This window comes from Rhodococcus sp. GA1 (genome assembly GCF_024321955.1).
GTDB classification, from domain to species: Bacteria; Actinomycetota; Actinomycetes; order Mycobacteriales; family Mycobacteriaceae; genus Rhodococcus; species Rhodococcus pyridinivorans.
The window spans coordinates 4,491,303-4,505,381 of the sequence record NZ_CP097186.1 but is presented as its reverse complement, the minus strand read 5'-3'; the positions used below and the strand labels follow the sequence as shown (position 1 = coordinate 4,505,381).

General features: G+C 70.1%; 14 protein-coding genes and 1 riboswitch. Of the genes, 1 reads left to right on the top strand and 13 read right to left on the bottom strand.

Annotation, left to right across the window (positions count from 1 at the left end; translation table 11 throughout):
• Positions 1–6 precede the first annotated feature (6 nt).
• Positions 7–378: an Rv2175c family DNA-binding protein gene (locus M3330_RS21040; RefSeq protein WP_024101284.1), complete on the bottom strand. Its 372-nt coding sequence runs from the start codon at positions 376–378 to the stop codon at positions 7–9.
• Between the two features lie 182 nt (positions 379–560).
• Between M3330_RS21040 and pknB the strand changes: the two genes are divergently transcribed.
• Positions 561–2,603: a Stk1 family PASTA domain-containing Ser/Thr kinase gene (gene pknB, locus M3330_RS21035; RefSeq protein WP_019289767.1), complete on the top strand. Its 2,043-nt coding sequence runs from the start codon at positions 561–563 to the stop codon at positions 2,601–2,603.
• A gap of 94 nt (positions 2,604–2,697) precedes the next feature.
• On the opposite strand, the gene M3330_RS21030 is transcribed toward pknB, so the two are convergent.
• The 12 genes from M3330_RS21030 to M3330_RS20975 all read right to left on the bottom strand — a co-directional run bounded on the left by M3330_RS21030 (position 2,698) and on the right by M3330_RS20975 (position 13,791).
• Positions 2,698–4,083 (bottom strand): class II 3-deoxy-7-phosphoheptulonate synthase, encoded by a 1,386-nt coding sequence (locus M3330_RS21030; protein ID WP_006554163.1) that lies wholly within the window; start codon positions 4,081–4,083, stop codon positions 2,698–2,700.
• Between the two features lie 54 nt (positions 4,084–4,137).
• Positions 4,138–4,629 (bottom strand): polyadenylate-specific 3'-exoribonuclease AS, encoded by a 492-nt coding sequence (locus M3330_RS21025; RefSeq protein ID WP_006554164.1) that lies wholly within the window; start codon positions 4,627–4,629, stop codon positions 4,138–4,140.
• A gap of 4 nt (positions 4,630–4,633) precedes the next feature.
• Positions 4,634–5,419: a 1-acyl-sn-glycerol-3-phosphate acyltransferase gene (locus M3330_RS21020; protein WP_006554165.1), complete on the bottom strand. Its 786-nt coding sequence runs from the start codon at positions 5,417–5,419 to the stop codon at positions 4,634–4,636.
• 177 nt (positions 5,420–5,596) lie between these two features.
• Positions 5,597–6,574, bottom strand: coding sequence for an ROK family glucokinase (locus M3330_RS21015; protein WP_255026221.1), 978 nt, complete (start codon positions 6,572–6,574; stop codon positions 5,597–5,599).
• A complete protein-coding gene (locus tag M3330_RS21010) occupies positions 6,571–6,993 on the bottom strand; it encodes a hypothetical protein (protein WP_255026220.1) in 423 nt (140 codons plus the stop codon). The genes M3330_RS21015 and M3330_RS21010 overlap by 4 nt, the downstream gene beginning before the upstream one ends.
• Positions 6,981–8,189, bottom strand: coding sequence for an ArsA family ATPase (locus M3330_RS21005; protein WP_255026219.1), 1,209 nt, complete (start codon positions 8,187–8,189; stop codon positions 6,981–6,983). Before M3330_RS21005 ends, M3330_RS21010 begins: the two co-directional genes overlap by 13 nt.
• A gap of 23 nt (positions 8,190–8,212) precedes the next feature.
• Positions 8,213–8,650: an SRPBCC family protein gene (locus M3330_RS21000; protein WP_006554169.1), complete on the bottom strand. Its 438-nt coding sequence runs from the start codon at positions 8,648–8,650 to the stop codon at positions 8,213–8,215.
• A 113-nt stretch (positions 8,651–8,763) separates the two neighbouring features.
• Positions 8,764–9,153, bottom strand: a complete 390-nt coding sequence (locus M3330_RS20995) for a hypothetical protein (RefSeq protein WP_024101289.1) — start codon at positions 9,151–9,153, stop codon at positions 8,764–8,766.
• Positions 9,154–9,192: 39 nt separating this feature from the next.
• Positions 9,193–10,362, bottom strand: coding sequence for a glycosyltransferase family 4 protein (locus tag M3330_RS20990; RefSeq protein WP_248690299.1), 1,170 nt, complete (start codon positions 10,360–10,362; stop codon positions 9,193–9,195).
• Positions 10,363–10,451: 89 nt separating this feature from the next.
• On the bottom strand, positions 10,452–11,792 hold the full coding sequence (locus M3330_RS20985) for a hypothetical protein (RefSeq protein WP_064851996.1): 1,341 nt from the start codon (positions 11,790–11,792) through the stop codon (positions 10,452–10,454).
• A gap of 76 nt (positions 11,793–11,868) precedes the next feature.
• Positions 11,869–12,912 carry an NlpC/P60 family protein gene (locus M3330_RS20980; RefSeq protein WP_006554173.1) on the bottom strand — a complete coding sequence of 348 codons (1,044 nt, stop codon included), beginning with the start codon at positions 12,910–12,912 and terminating at the stop codon, positions 11,869–11,871.
• Between the two features lie 297 nt (positions 12,913–13,209).
• Positions 13,210–13,791, bottom strand: a complete 582-nt coding sequence (locus tag M3330_RS20975; protein ID WP_255026218.1) for a C40 family peptidase — start codon at positions 13,789–13,791, stop codon at positions 13,210–13,212.
• Positions 13,792–13,806: 15 nt separating this feature from the next.
• A riboswitch (cyclic di-AMP (ydaO/yuaA leader) is annotated at positions 13,807–13,971 on the bottom strand.
• Between the last annotated feature and the right edge of the window lie 108 nt (positions 13,972–14,079).

Below are 14,079 nucleotides of genomic sequence, written 5' to 3'. Positions count from 1 at the left end.
GGAGACTCAGAAGGCGAGCGCCTGCGCCCGCCGCACGACCTCGCGCGCGGACTGCGTGTGCATCGCGGCCACAGGGCATCCGCCGGGAAGAGAATCGTCCTCGGCGAAGAGCCACCGCAGGATCTCGTCGTCCTCGTAACCGCCGTCGTGCAGCACCGCGATCAGGCCCGGAAGACCCTTGAGAACGTTTCCTTCCTCGTCGAGAAAGGCCTCGGGCAGGACCGGCACGCGGTCGCGCTTGAACGCCAGCAGCTGCCGGTCGCGCACCATCTGGTGTACGCGGGAGGTGGCGACGCCGAGGCTCTTGGCCACGTCGACGAGCTGCACCACGGGCACGGAGCGGTCGAGAACGTCGTCGCAGTAAGGGATTGCACTCACCCCACCACGTTATCGCTGCGGCCGCGCAGGCAGCTACGCGGCTACCGTCCACGGGAGCTGGCTACGATCGACGGGGACGAAATCGCTCCGCACACGCGGAGCCGGAGCTTCGTCACGTCGATACCTCGAAGGCCCGGGTACCGGCGTCCCACCATCACGCACGAGACACGGGGGTACACCGGGTGACCGCTGGAGGCGACCGACTGGTCGGCGTCGTGCTCGACCGGCGTTATCGCATCGAATCGCAGATCGCGCGGGGCGGCATGTCGACCGTCTACCGCGGCACCGACATGCGTCTCGACCGTCCCGTCGCCGTGAAGATCATGGATCCGCAGTTCGCGGCCGATCCCCAATTCCTGGCACGGTTCGAGTTCGAGGCCAGATCCGTCGCGCGATTGACGCATCCCGGGCTCGTCGCGGTCTACGACCAGGGCCAGGACGGCGATCACGTCTTCCTCGTGATGGAGCTCGTCGAGGGCGGCACCCTGCGCGAGCTGCTGCGCGAACGCGGGCCGATGCCGCCGCACGCCGCGGCCGCCGTGGCCGCACCGGTCCTCGGAGCCCTGGCCGTCGCCCACCGGGCGGGTCTCGTGCACCGCGACATCAAGCCCGAGAACATCCTCATCTCCGGCAACGGTGAGGTGAAGATCGCCGACTTCGGGCTCGTCCGGGCGGTCGCCGCCGCGACCACCACCTCGCGCAGCGTGATCCTCGGCACCGCGGCGTACCTGTCTCCGGAGCAGGTGACCGTCGGCAGCGCCGACGCGCGTAGCGACGTCTACTCCGCCGGTGTGCTCGTGTACGAGATGCTCACCGGCCGCACTCCCTTCACCGGCGACACGTCCCTGTCGGTGGCATACCAGCGCGTGGAGAAGGACGTGCCGGATCCGAGTTCGGCCATCGACGGGGTTCCTCCCGAACTGGACGCCTTCGTCCGCCGGGCCACCGAACGCGAACCGACGGAACGCTACGCCGACGCGCAGGTGATGGCCGTCGCGCTCGGCGAGATATGCGACACGCTCGATCTCCCCCGCTACCGGGTTCCGGCTCCGAGACGATCCGCGGTGCGGACGCCACCCGTGGTGGATCCCGATGCCGCGGCACCGACCCGCACCATCGACGGCGCCGCTTCCGGGCCTGCCGATCCTGCTCCGCCGACGACGGTGCTTACCGGCTCGGCCGCGAACTCGCATGCTCCGACGACCGTGCAGACCGCCGTGCCGGCCACGCCCGGCCCGAATGCACCGGCCACGCGCCCGCACCCGACCCGGGTCGCGACCCGCACCCATCCGCGTCCCGATACCGAACCGGTGGCGCCCCGGCCCGACTACGCCGTCGACCGCCGCCGTCAGCGCCGGTCCGCCGCCGGTTGGATCGCCGCGATCATCGTGCTCGCGTTGTTCATGGGGATCGCCGGGTGGTGGCTCGGCGCCGGCCGGCTCAGCGACGTCCCGACCGTGCTGGGACTCGACAAGGCGGCGGCCGTGTCCGCGATCGAGACGGCCGGATTGTCCAGCGAGATCCGGGGCGAATACTCCGACGACGTTCCCGTCGACACCGTCCTCGGCACCGACCCCACCGCGGGCTCACGCGTGCCCGACGGCGACACGATCGCGTTGCTCGTGTCGCTCGGCAGACCGACCGTCCCGTCCATTCCCGGCGCCGGTGAGAGATCCGTCGTCGAGGACGAACTGCGGAGCCGCACCTTCGAACCGGTCGAGGGCGGTACCGCGTTCAGCACCACGGTGCCCGAGGGCGGAGTGGCCGCGCTCGACCCCGCGCCCGGCACCGTCCTGCCCGTGGGGTCCGAGGTCGCGCTTGTGATCAGCAAGGGATCGCCGCCCGTGACCCTGCCCGATCTGACCGGGCGCCCCGTCGACGAGGCGCGTCGCATCCTCGACGAGGCAGGCCTGACCGTCGGGGACATCCGTGAGGTCTTCGACGCCGATGTCGACGAGGGGCGGGTCATCGGCACCGACCCGGAGGAGGGCGAAGACGTCAGCGCCGGCGGAACCGTCACCCTCCTTGTATCCAATGCAGTGAAGGTGCCGTCGATGTTGGGACGCTCGGTGGGCTCGGCCCGCGACGAACTCACCCGCCTCGGATTCGAGGTCGAGGTGCGGCAACTCGGCGACTCCGACCGCTCGGTCGTGATCGGCCAGAATCCCGGGGCGGGGCGGAGAGCAGAACAGGGCAGCACGGTCACGCTGACCGCACTGCCCTGATCCGACCGCCTGTCCCCTACCCGCGGAGCATCTCCGCTGCGATCAACCGCGGAGCATCTCCACTGCGATCAACCGCGGAGCATCTCCGCTGCGATCAACCGCGGAGCATCTCCGCGACCAGGAACGCGAGTTCGATCGACTGCTGCGTGTTCAGCCGCGGATCGCACGCCGTCTCGTAGCGACCGTGCAGGTCGAGATCGGAGATGTCCTGGGCACCGCCGAGGCACTCGGTGACGTCCTCACCGGTGAGCTCGACGTGGATGCCACCCGGATGCGTGCCCAGCGCGCGATGCACCTCGAAGAAGCCCTGCACCTCGTCGACGATGCGGTCGAAGTGACGGGTCTTGTAGCCGGTGGACGCCTCGTGGGTGTTGCCGTGCATCGGGTCGCACTGCCAGATCACCTTGTGACCGGAGGCCTCGACGCGCTCGATGATGCCGGGCAGCAGATCGCGGACCTTCGAGTGACCCATCCGGGAGATCAGGGTCAGTCGGCCCGGCGTGTTGTGCGGATCCAGGCGCTCGACGTACTCGACGGCCATCTCCGGGGTGGTCGACGGACCGATCTTCAGACCGATCGGGTTCGACAGCAGTTCCGCGAACGCGATGTGCGCGCCGTCGAGCTGGCGGGTGCGATCACCGATCCACAGGAAGTGGGCCGACAGGTCGTACAGGCGCGGCTTGTCGCCCGAGTTGTCGAGGCGCAGCATCGCGCGCTCGTAGTCGAGGACGAGAGCCTCGTGGCTGGCATAGATCGTCGCCGCGCGCAGATTCGGGTCGATGACACCGCAAGCGTCCATGAACCGCAGACCACGATCGATCTCGGAGGCGAGCGCCTCGTAGCGGGCACCGGCGGGCGAGGCCGAGACGAAGGCCCGGTTCCAGTCGTGCACGCGGTGCAGGTCGGCCTCACCGGCGGCGGTGACGGCACGCACGAGGTTCATCGCGGCGCTCGCGTTCGCGTAGGCGCGCACGAGGCGCGACGGATCGTGCCTGCGCACCTCGGCATCGGCGACCAGCGAGTTGACCATGTCGCCGCGGTAGGACGGCAGACCGAGCGCGTCGGTGTCGGACGAACGCGGCTTGGCGTACTGGCCGGCGATCCGCGCGACCTTCACGACCGGCGTCGACGCACCGTAGGTCAGCACCACCGCCATCTGCAGCAGCGTGCGGATGTTGCCCTTGATGTGCGGCTCGGTGTTGTCCGCGAACGTCTCGGCGCAGTCGCCACCCTGGAGGAGGAAGGCCTCACCCCGAGCGACGGCGGCGAGCTGGTTCTGCAGCTCCTCGACCTCGCGGGGCACGGTGATGGGAGGCACGCTCTCGAGCACGGTGCGCATCGCCGCGGCCTGTTCCTCGGGCCAGCTGGGCTGCTGCAGCGCCGGCTTTGCAAGCGCCGCGTCGAGGTTGGCACGCAGCTCCTCGGGCAACGGGGGAAGTTCGGGCAAGCGGTCGATCGGCACGTCGACAGTCCAGTTCACCCGTCCAGGATATGGCGTGACGGCCGGAAGCGGCGCAGCACCCCGTTACCCGCGTCACCGCGACCGGCGAGCAACCTCGATCGCTTCGAACTTTGCGAGGTTGTGGCGGGCGTCGGCGAGGGCGTCGTGGTTGTCGTCCGGCGCCGGGGGCAGGGGCGGTGAGCCCGAGTCCTCCCAATACTGCCGGAGCTCGCGGGTGAAGCGGGGCAGGACGTCCGGGAGTTCGGGCATGGTGCCCCACAGCTGGACGAGCACGACGTGGTCGTAGGCTCCGATCCACGCCCACAGTTCGGGCCGGATGCCCGGTCGTGGCACGAGGAACTTCAGCAAGTCGTCGCGGATCCTCGATCGCGACTTCCAGGCGGGGTGCGCCGGGGGCGGGAGCTTCGGGAGGACGTTGCGGCGCACCCAGGCTCCGGCCCGGGTCGGGTCGAACTCGGTCGACACCGCGTAGAACTCGCGGCCGTCCTCGCAGGCGACACCGATCGAGACGAGTTCGATCGTGCGTCCGTCCTCGATGAACTCGCAGTCGTAGAAGTAGCGCACCTGCTCACCCGGCGCGCGTGTCGGGAACGCGGTCCGCGACGGGACCGTCCTGCGGCGGGGTCGCGGCACTGCCGTTCGTCGACGCGCCCGTGTCCCCGACCCCCGACTCGTCCGCCGAGCCCTTGTTCTTGAGGGAGGCGGCGTAGATGTCGACGTACTCCTGGCCCGACAGCTGCATGAGCGAGTACATGACCTCGTCGGTGACGGTGCGCTCCACGAACCTGTTTCCGCCCATGCCCTCGAACCGGGAGAAGTCGATGGGCTCACCGATCCGGACGGTGATCTTCGCCGGTCGCCACATCTTCGACCCGATGGGGTTCATCCGGTCGGTGCCGATCATGGCGACGGGGATCACGGGGACGCCGGTCTCCAGCGCCAGTCGCGCGAGGCCGGTCTTGCCCTTGTAGAGGCGTCCGTCGGGTGAGCGGGTGCCCTCGGGATAGATGCCGAGCAGCTTGCCCTGGCCGAGCACCCGGACCCCGGCGTTGAGCGCATCCTGCGCGGCGTCGGCGCCGGTGCGGTCGATGGGGACCTGCCCGACGGACGAGAAGAACCAGCGCTGGAAGGCGCCCTTGAGTCCGGTGCCGGTGAAGTACTCACTCTTCGCGAGGAAGGTGATGCGCCGACGTACGAGGAGGGGAAGGTAGAACGAGTCGAGGACGGCCCGGTGGTTACTGGCCAGGATCGCCGGTCCGTGCGCCGGAATGTTCTCGCCGCCTTCGAACTTCGGACGTCCTATGAGCCACAGCAGCGGCCCCAGGAGGGCGTACTTGAACAGCCAGTACCACATGGCATCCTTCCCGAATCCGATCATCCCCCACACGGATCGGTGCAGCACCGCCCGCCGGTCGACTCTACGACGACGCGACTGCCCCTCGCACATCGCCCCAGTGCTCGACCCCACCCTTTCAACGTCGACGTGACGATAATCTCACCTCCGGCGAATCTCACCCCCAGTGGAATTCGACTACAGCGGCGGTCGTGAGGTTTCGATCGCGGATCGGGCGAGATCGGCGGCACCGATGAGCCCGGCGGCGTCGCCGAGCTGCGCGACCCGGACGCGCGCGAGAGGACGATGGCCGGCGCCGGTGGTCACGGCCGCGTAGTGCTCGCGCGCGGCGTCGAGGAACAACGGCGCGGAACCGGAGACTCCTCCCCCGATGACGACGAGCTCGGGGTCGTAGACGTCGGCGACGAGCGCCAGTCCGAGCGCGAGCCTGCGGGCGAAATCGTCGAAGGCCGCGAGAGCGACGGGGTCGCCGTCGTGGGCCGCACCGGCGACCCGCCGGCCGGTGAGCGATCCGGGATCCGAGGCGATCTCGCCCGCGAGAACGGACCGTCCGGGTTCGGCCGCGAGCATCTCGACGATCGTGTCCACGAGACCCGTTCCGCTGCAATACCTCTCCCAACATCCCTGCTTGCCGCACGGGCAGGGCCGCCCGTCGGGCACGACCTGCAGGTGACCGAGTTCGGGCGCCACACCGTAGGCACCGCGATAGATCCTGCCGTCGAGCAGCAGGGCCGCGCCGATGCCCGTTCCGAGCGCGACCATCACCGCGATCGTGCTGCCCGCGGCGGCGCCGAAGCGGTACTCGGCCCAGGCCGCGGCATTGGCGTCGTGTTCGAGGACGACCGGCAACCCGAAGCGTTCGGTGAGCGTCTCGGCGAGCGGCGTATCGCGCCAGGGCAGATGCGGTGCGAACCGCACGGTGGTGCGGTCCTCGGTGAGGAAACCCGCGACCCCCAGCCCGACCGCGCCGATGTCGTTGCGCTCACGCAGATGCCCGACGAGCCGGTGCAGCGCGTTCTCGAGGGCGACCGCGGAGGACGGCGTCTGCGTGCGCACACTGTCGACGACGTCGCCGTTACGGTCGACGGCTGCCGCGCGGATGCTCGTGCCCCCGATGTCGATCCCGACCGTGAGCCCGGGGTCGTGCGTGTTCACGTGCGGAGGTTGACGGAGATCGGCTCGAAGGCCGGACGATCCCGTGTCGGCGGATCGGGGGTCGGCTCGGGCGGGACGCCACCGGTCGAGGGCAGGAACTGCGCGAGGAACTTCCGCAGCAACGCGATCAACGCCGCCAGTTTCGACGCCAGCCTGCTGACCAGTTCGTGGTTCTCGCCGCGAACCAGGGCTGCGGCGGCACAGAGCGGGCACCACGCGCACCCGTTCGGGGTGGTCGCGGCCTCGGCGTCACCCGGTGCCGTCGAACCGGTCGCGGTATCGGGGGCGGTATGAGCCGACACGTCGCCGGTCGCGGCGACGAACTGCTGCACCGTGCCCTCGACGCGGTCGAGCACGGCGTCGGCGAGCAACAACAACTCGGAGATCAGGGCTTCGTGGTCGTCCCTCACAGCGGCCACACCGCCGGATCCGGTACGAATCGCACCACCAGATCGGTTCCGTCGAACTCGGCATCGGAGACGGTGCACCGCCGCAGCCCCGAGGCGAGTCGCACCCGGCGTCGCATGCCGTCGGCGCCGACGACGAGGTCGTCGCCGATCCGTCCGAGTGTCAGGGACGCGGGATCGGCGAGCGGCAGGTACATGCGCATCGCGTACACCGACTCCACCCCCGTTCCCGATTCTTGCTGCACCCGGACCGGCTCGCCGGTCTCCGACGAGGGAACGAGTGCATCGCGGCGGAGCGCCGTGGCGAGCTCCTCCAGAGCTGCCAACCCTACCGGCTCCGCAGCACGGCGCTCGCACACGATCACGGGAACGTCGGTGACGGCCGCCCCGATCTCGGCGACGATCGCCTCGTGCGCGGCCCGTTGATCGGCCAGCAGCCGTGCAGCCGCACCCGAACCGCCCACCGCGGGGACGACGCCGTTGACGACGACCGCGTCGACGCGAATGCCGGACAGGGCGAGCCACGATCGCACCCGTGCGAGCTCGGCACGACCGGCGCGGTCGGGCGTCGCCACGATCACCGCGGCGCTGCGTCCGCGATCGTCGAGCAGGTCGCGTACCGCGGTGATCCCCGACAGCAACCGATCGAACAGCGCGACGAAGACACCCGCGCGGGGGTCCGGACCGGTGCCCGCCGCGACCCGGCTGTGCTGAGGCCAGATCCGTTCCAGCGAATCGGAGACCGTGCGCGGCGCGGTGAGGGTGCGCACGGCGTCGGCGGAGGCCGGGGCGTCGACGACGACGAGAGCCCACCGTCCGCTGTCCGCGAGTCGCGCGACCTCGGCGAGCACGAGCAGTTCCTCGACGCCGGGAAGCCCAGTCAGTTCGTCGGGCTCGGGCAGGTCGAACTGGTCTGCGTGCTCGTGCGTCCCGGCGAGCGCCGCCATCGAGGCGAGGACCGCGTAGCGCGTGCGGAGCAGCTGCAGCGAGTCGATCTCGACCATGCCGAGGTTGTCCTCGACGGTGCGGATGTCCGTCGCGCCGGCGTCCCGGTTCGAGGCCGGAGGCAGGTCGAGCACGTCGCCGAGAGAGTGCGCCCGGTCGATGGACACGACGAGCACGGGTTCTCCCGCACGGGCGGTCGCGAGCGCCTCGGCCGCGGCAAGGGTCGTCTTCCCGGCGCCGCCCTTTCCGAGGAACCATCGCACGCGGGCCGGGGCGTGCCGGACGTTCAGCCCTCCACCTGCTTCTTGAGTTCCTTCAACGCGGTGTCGGTGATGACCTTCTCCGCCTTGCGCTTGAACAGACCGATCATCGGGATCGTGAGATCCACGGTGAGCTGGTAGTCGACGACCGTGGTGCCGCCGGGAGCCTCGGTCAGCACGTACGAACCGGACTGGGCCTTCTGGATCTCACCGCTCTCGAGCTCCCAGCTCACGGCACGGTTGTCGGACGCCCACTTGTACCGCAGGACGTAGGTGTCCTTCACGATGCCGGCGTCGAGGACGAAGCGCACGCGTTCGGCGCGGCCGTCGGGACGATGTTCCACGACCTCCACGGTCTTCGCCGCCGACACCCACGTCGGATAGGCATCGAAATCTGCGATGACCTCCATGACACGCTCGGCCGGCGCGTCGATGGTGATCGACCTCTTCGTCTTCTCGGCCATGTGGTGACGGCTCCCTTTCTCGGTCCCTCGGGTGTGCACCGATCAGTCCCGCCCCGAGGGTCTATCACACACCGTGGGAACAACGGTATCGGGACGACGCTCCTTCGGTGGCTTCAGTGTCGCGGCGGTTCACCTGCCGGACGACCGGCCTCGAGACGCTGCTTGACCTCGAAGGTCATCACCTTCCCTTGGACCCGGCGCGTACGGTTCATTCCCGCGAGGTCGAGACCCGCCACCCGCTCGGGCGCGACACCGGCCGGCTCGCAGTGCAGGAAGTAGTGGATCACCGCGCCGTCGAGAACCGGCTCGATCCACACCTCCATCGTTCCGTCGAGCGGACCCGACACCGTCCACCGGATGCCCTTCTCGGCTCGGTCCTCCCGCACGGTCAGTACGAGATCGGGCCACCATGCACGCCACCGATCGAGGGCCGCGACCTCCTCGGCGATGCGCTCCGGAGGCGCCGCTACGAAGGTCTGGTCCGCCACCTGAATGCTGCTCACGCAGAACAGCTTCACATATCGCGTCGGCGACCCGTCCGGTCACCCCGCCGACGGCGTCACCGTCTCGTTCGGGGGCGCCGAGGCGTCGAGATAACCGCGCAATCTTGCGCCCAGGACGTCCCATCTCCAATCGCTGGAGACCCACTCTCGACCGGCCGCGCCCATCGCGGCGGCACGATCGGGATCGGCGAGGACACCGGACACCGCGGTCGCGACGGCTGTGACGGAGGTGCCGTCGACGACGTAGCCGGTGCGACCGTCGCGCACCGTTTCCGGGGCACCACCCGACCGGCCTGCCACGACGGGCACCCCGGTCGCGGACGCCTCGAGGTACACGATGCCCAGGCCCTCGACGTCGAGACCGCCGCCGCGGGTCCGGCACGGCATCGCGAACACGTCAGCGATGGTGTGGTGCGCGGCGAGCTCGGCCGACGGCACGGTGCCGGTGAATACGACGTGCTCCTCGACATCCGTGCGGCGCGCGAGCTCCCGCAGGCGCGACTCGTACGGTCCGCCGCCGACGATGACGAGGACGGCACCGTCGATCCGCTTCCGGATCGCGGGCAGCGCACGGATGAGCATGTCCTGTCCCTTGCGCGGCACCAGGCGCGACAGACACAGCACGGTGGGCCGGTCGCCGAGACCGTAACGTGCCCGCAGTTCGGCGCGGGCCGCCGGATCCGGCCGGAAGACGTCGGTGTCCACCCCGGACGGCAGGTGTTCGAGACCCGCTTCGGGGCCGAATGCCGAGGCGAACCGCCCCCTCGTGTAACGACTGACGTAGGTGACGGTGTCGGTGTGCTCGCCGATCTGCCGCAGCGCCTGCCGGGCGGCGGGAAGCATCGACCATCCCACCTCGTGGCCGTGGGTGCTGGCGACGATGCGATGAGCGCCGGCGCGGCGCAGCACGGGCGCCAGCAGCGCCAACGGTGCAGCCGCTCCGAACCAGACGGTGTCGCAGTCGTGTTCGGTGAGCAGCCGCGTGGCCCGTCGCGCGACGTCGGGTGTCGGCAGCATCAGTGTCGTGGGATGACGGACGACCTCGAAGGGGACTCGTGCGTCGAACTTCACATGGCTGTCGCCGCGCCACCGCGGCGCGTAGACGACCAGGTCGTCGGACGGCAGCTGGTTCGCGAAGGCGTGCAGATAGGACTGGATGCCCCCCGGTCGGGGCGGGAAATCGTTCGTCACCAGCAGGGTCCGCGACATGGGACCACCGTAGAAGCAGCGCGACGGGAAGGCGCCGACGGGTCCCGAGCTCCGGACGGTGCCGATGGGCCCGGCCCGGACCGTCCCGGTCAGCGGATGTCGCGGATGCGCTCTCCGAGCCAGCGACCCCAACCGCCCACGAAGCCGGCGGTGTCGACGCCGAGCAGGTCTGTGAGCACGTCGTCGAGGTGTTCGTCGGTGACGGGACCCGCGGCGAGAGCGCGGTAGAGGGAGACGAGCGTGTCGTGTCCGAACTGGTCCGCGGTGTACGCGGCGATCGACCAGGAGCTCTCGTAGGCGAGCGTCGACCGGTCGCCGATGAAGTCGCCGTCGGCGGGCAGCGACGTCGGTGCACCCGACGCCCGTACCTGCCGGGTCAGCGTCGGCGCGATCCGCTGCACGTCGACCGGCCCGGTGGCGAGGCCCTCCGCGGCCGTGCGGTGGCCGACGTAGTCGGCGAAGCCCTCGAGGACCCACATCGGGGAGCCGTCCACGGTGCCGGCGCGTGCGGCGACGTGCACCGTCTCGTGCGCGAGCACGATCCGGCGGGAGGTGTCGTCCAGCCGGTCGCTCGCGGCCGGGTTGAAGACGATGCGCTGCCCGGTGGCGATCCCGCGCTCGTGGTCGACATCGTCGGAGACCGCGACGGCCGCGATGTCGTCGCCGTCGTGTCGTGGCCCGACGAGGTGCGAGAACTCTTCGTGTGAGGACGTCACGACCACCAGTGCGCGTCGCGGCCAGGAATCGCCCCAAAGGTCGTCGACAGCCTCGACCACCGACGGCAGGTCGCCTGCCAGGCCGTCGACGAAGGCGGCGTTGTCCGGGTGTCCGATCACGAGCGAGCGACCACCCTCGGTCTGCGCGGTCGCGAGGTGGAGGCTGCCGTGGTCCCAGGGCCCTCGCCAGGTGACGGTCTGCGCCCCGGCGAGATCGGGTGCGTCGTCGGCGATCCGCCAGCCCTGCGGCCGGTGGACGAACAGCACGGTCACCGGTCGCCGGGTGGGTATGTCGTCGATTCCGTCCACGGCGTACCGCAGGTGGACGCGGTGCGCCCGTACCTCGTCGGCCGCGAACCGGGCGATCGTCTCGGGCGGCAGGGGCAGCGCGGGTTCGGAGGCGAGTTCGTAGCCGAGATCGGCGAGGGGAACGGCGGATATCGCCGCGATCCGCCCCCGTTCGGCGTCGAGGAGTTCCGGAGACGCGTCGTCGATCAACTCCGCGAGGGACCCGTCGTCGCCGGTCCGGACGGCGTGCGCCCAGTCGTCGAGCACGACCTGCAGTTCGGCCCGTACCCGGCTGTCGGCGTCGTCGGTGTCCACCGGGTCGACGGCCAGCAGCAGTCCTGCCGTGACCAGCGCGACCACGAGTCCGGCCAGGCCGAGACGTTCCCACTTGCGGGTACCGGCGGTGAAGGACGATCGCGCGGGCACCGCGTCAGTCTAGGTCGGTGTCCGAGGGTGGTCCCGTACGCCCTCGCCCACCGGCTGCGATCCCGCCTCTACCCGGTCAGTACCGCCGGGCGCTGTGGAACGGGAAGCGATCGATCGACTGCACCTTCACCGGCACACCGAAGGTCGACGCGTGCACCATGTTGCCATCGCCGACGTACATGCCGACGTGGGAGGCGTCGTCGTAGAAGATCACGAGGTCGCCGGGCTGCAGATTGTCGCGGGAGACGGGGATGCCGCCCTGCGCCTGGGCCTGACTCGACCGGGGCAGTGATTTGCCGACCTGGTTGTACGCCCACACCATGAGTCCCGAGCAGTCGAACTGGTCGGGGCCGGTCGCGCCCCACACGTACGGCGAGCCGATCCGCGACAGGGCGGCGCGGAGCGCGGCGCCGTTGCTGCCGGGGACGAGGTGCTGCAGGATCTTCTCGGCGTCGAGGCCCGGAGGGAAGGGAGTGCCGGCGAGTTCGGCCTTTTCCGCGTCGCTCAGCGCCTCGAAGGCGTTCAGGACCCCTTCGATCTGCTCCTCGAGTTCGGCCTGTCGCCGCTGGAGTTCGTCGCGGAGGGTCTGGGCCTGCTCGGCGGCGGCACGCGCCTCGTCGGCGGCATGCTGCGCGGCGACGGCCGCCTCGGCCGCAGCGGCGGTGGCCGCCCGGAAGCCCTCGACCTCACGCGAGGTCTGCTCGCCCAGGACGTCGAGCAGGACCATCTGGTCGAGCATCTGCTGGGGCGAGTCGCTCACCATGACGGCGAACAGCCGGTTGGTGCGCGCACCGCGGTAGTTGGCCCGCGCGAGCTTGTCGACGGTGGGCTTGAAGCGGGCGATCTCGGCGCGAGCGGCGCCGAGCGCGTCGTCGGCCTGGCCGGCACGCACCTCGGCCTCGTGCTGCGCAGCGACCTTCGCTTCGAGATCCGCCCCGGCGGCGTGCAACGCCTCGGTGGCCTGTTCGCTGCGACGCGACAGATCCGCGAGGTGCTCGAGGCGTGCTGCCGGGCTCTCCCCTGCGGGTTGCGCCGTCGCCGGCGCCAGGGTGAAACCGAGGACCATCATCACGAGGGCTACGACGAGCGCCGGACGGCCGGTCCGTCGCCTGTCCTGCACTCGTACGAGGTGCTTCGTCCTGTCGGAAACCACGTGGGCTCGCATCCTTTCCCAAAGGTCTCGATCAGGTTACGGAATTGCATAGGTTTGTGTCTACCTGCGAGTAGCCCTCCCACGCAGCGGCCGTTTGTGCAAGCAGTTCCTGCATCGGAAAGGACGTGCAGACACACGAGGAGGGTGGGTCCGGTACGTACCGGACCCACCCTCCTCGGGCAGTGCGTCGGCGCTGGAGCGGGGGTGCTCAGCCCGATCGGAAGCGACGGGCGCCGACCGATCAGAAGCGACGGGCGCCGTCGATCAGAAGCGACGGGCGCCGTCGACGGGCATCGAGTTCAGCGGTGCGATCTTGACCGGCTGGCTCGAGGTGGAGGCGTGCACGATGTTGCCGCCGCCGATGTAGATGCCGGTGTGGCTGCCGCCGTAGAACGACACGACGTCCCCGGGCTGCAGAGCCGCGACGTCCACCGGGGCACCGGCGGAGGCCTGCTCGTAGCTGGTGCGCGGGACGCTCAGACCGGCCTGCCTGTAGGCCCACTGCACGAGACCCGAGCAGTCGAAGGAGCTCGGGCCGGCAGCGCCGTAGACGTAGGGGGCACCGATCTTCGACTGCGCGGCGTCGGCAGCGCGCTGGCCGACAGAGCTGAAGGGGGCGGTGAAGGAACCGGACTGAGGCGCGGGGGCGGCCTCGGGGGCCGGCGGAACGATGTTGGCGATCTCCGGCGGCACGGTCACACCGGCCGGGAGGTCGAACGTTCCGACACCGGGAATGTTGATCGGCTCGGCCATCGCCGGGCCGGCCGAGACGGTGACTGCTCCGAGAGCAATGGCACCGGCGACGAGTGCGCGCCGGACGGTGCGCGTGCTGTTGTTCGAAACCACGAGGGGACGTTCTCCGTTTCTTCCGTTCACCCGCCGACCGAGTTAGCTGACGGGTTCGGGCCGGAAGATCAGCCCTACCCCTCCCCGCGAGCAGCGGAGGGGATTCACCCCGAGTACTACGTGTGGGTCCCCGGCTCACCGCTCCCGCAGACGGGAGAAGCGATTAGGCGGTAACCGTGCGGCTCCGACCCGGGGGTGGGGCGGAAACTCTCCGCTCGGTCTCGAAAAGATTACGAAACGGCATCGGTGAAGTCGACCGCCTTGCCGTGCGACCCGACCTTCTCGGCC

Coding starts and splice junctions, on each gene's coding strand:
- M3330_RS20990 (WP_248690299.1), bottom strand. CDS start 10,362: ATGTCGCGGACCCTGCTGGTGACGAACGATTTCCCGCCCCGACCGGGG.
- M3330_RS21020 (WP_006554165.1), bottom strand. CDS start 5,419: ATGTGGTACTGGCTGTTCAAGTACGCCCTCCTGGGGCCGCTGCTGTGG.
- M3330_RS21000 (WP_006554169.1), bottom strand. CDS start 8,650: ATGGCCGAGAAGACGAAGAGGTCGATCACCATCGACGCGCCGGCCGAG.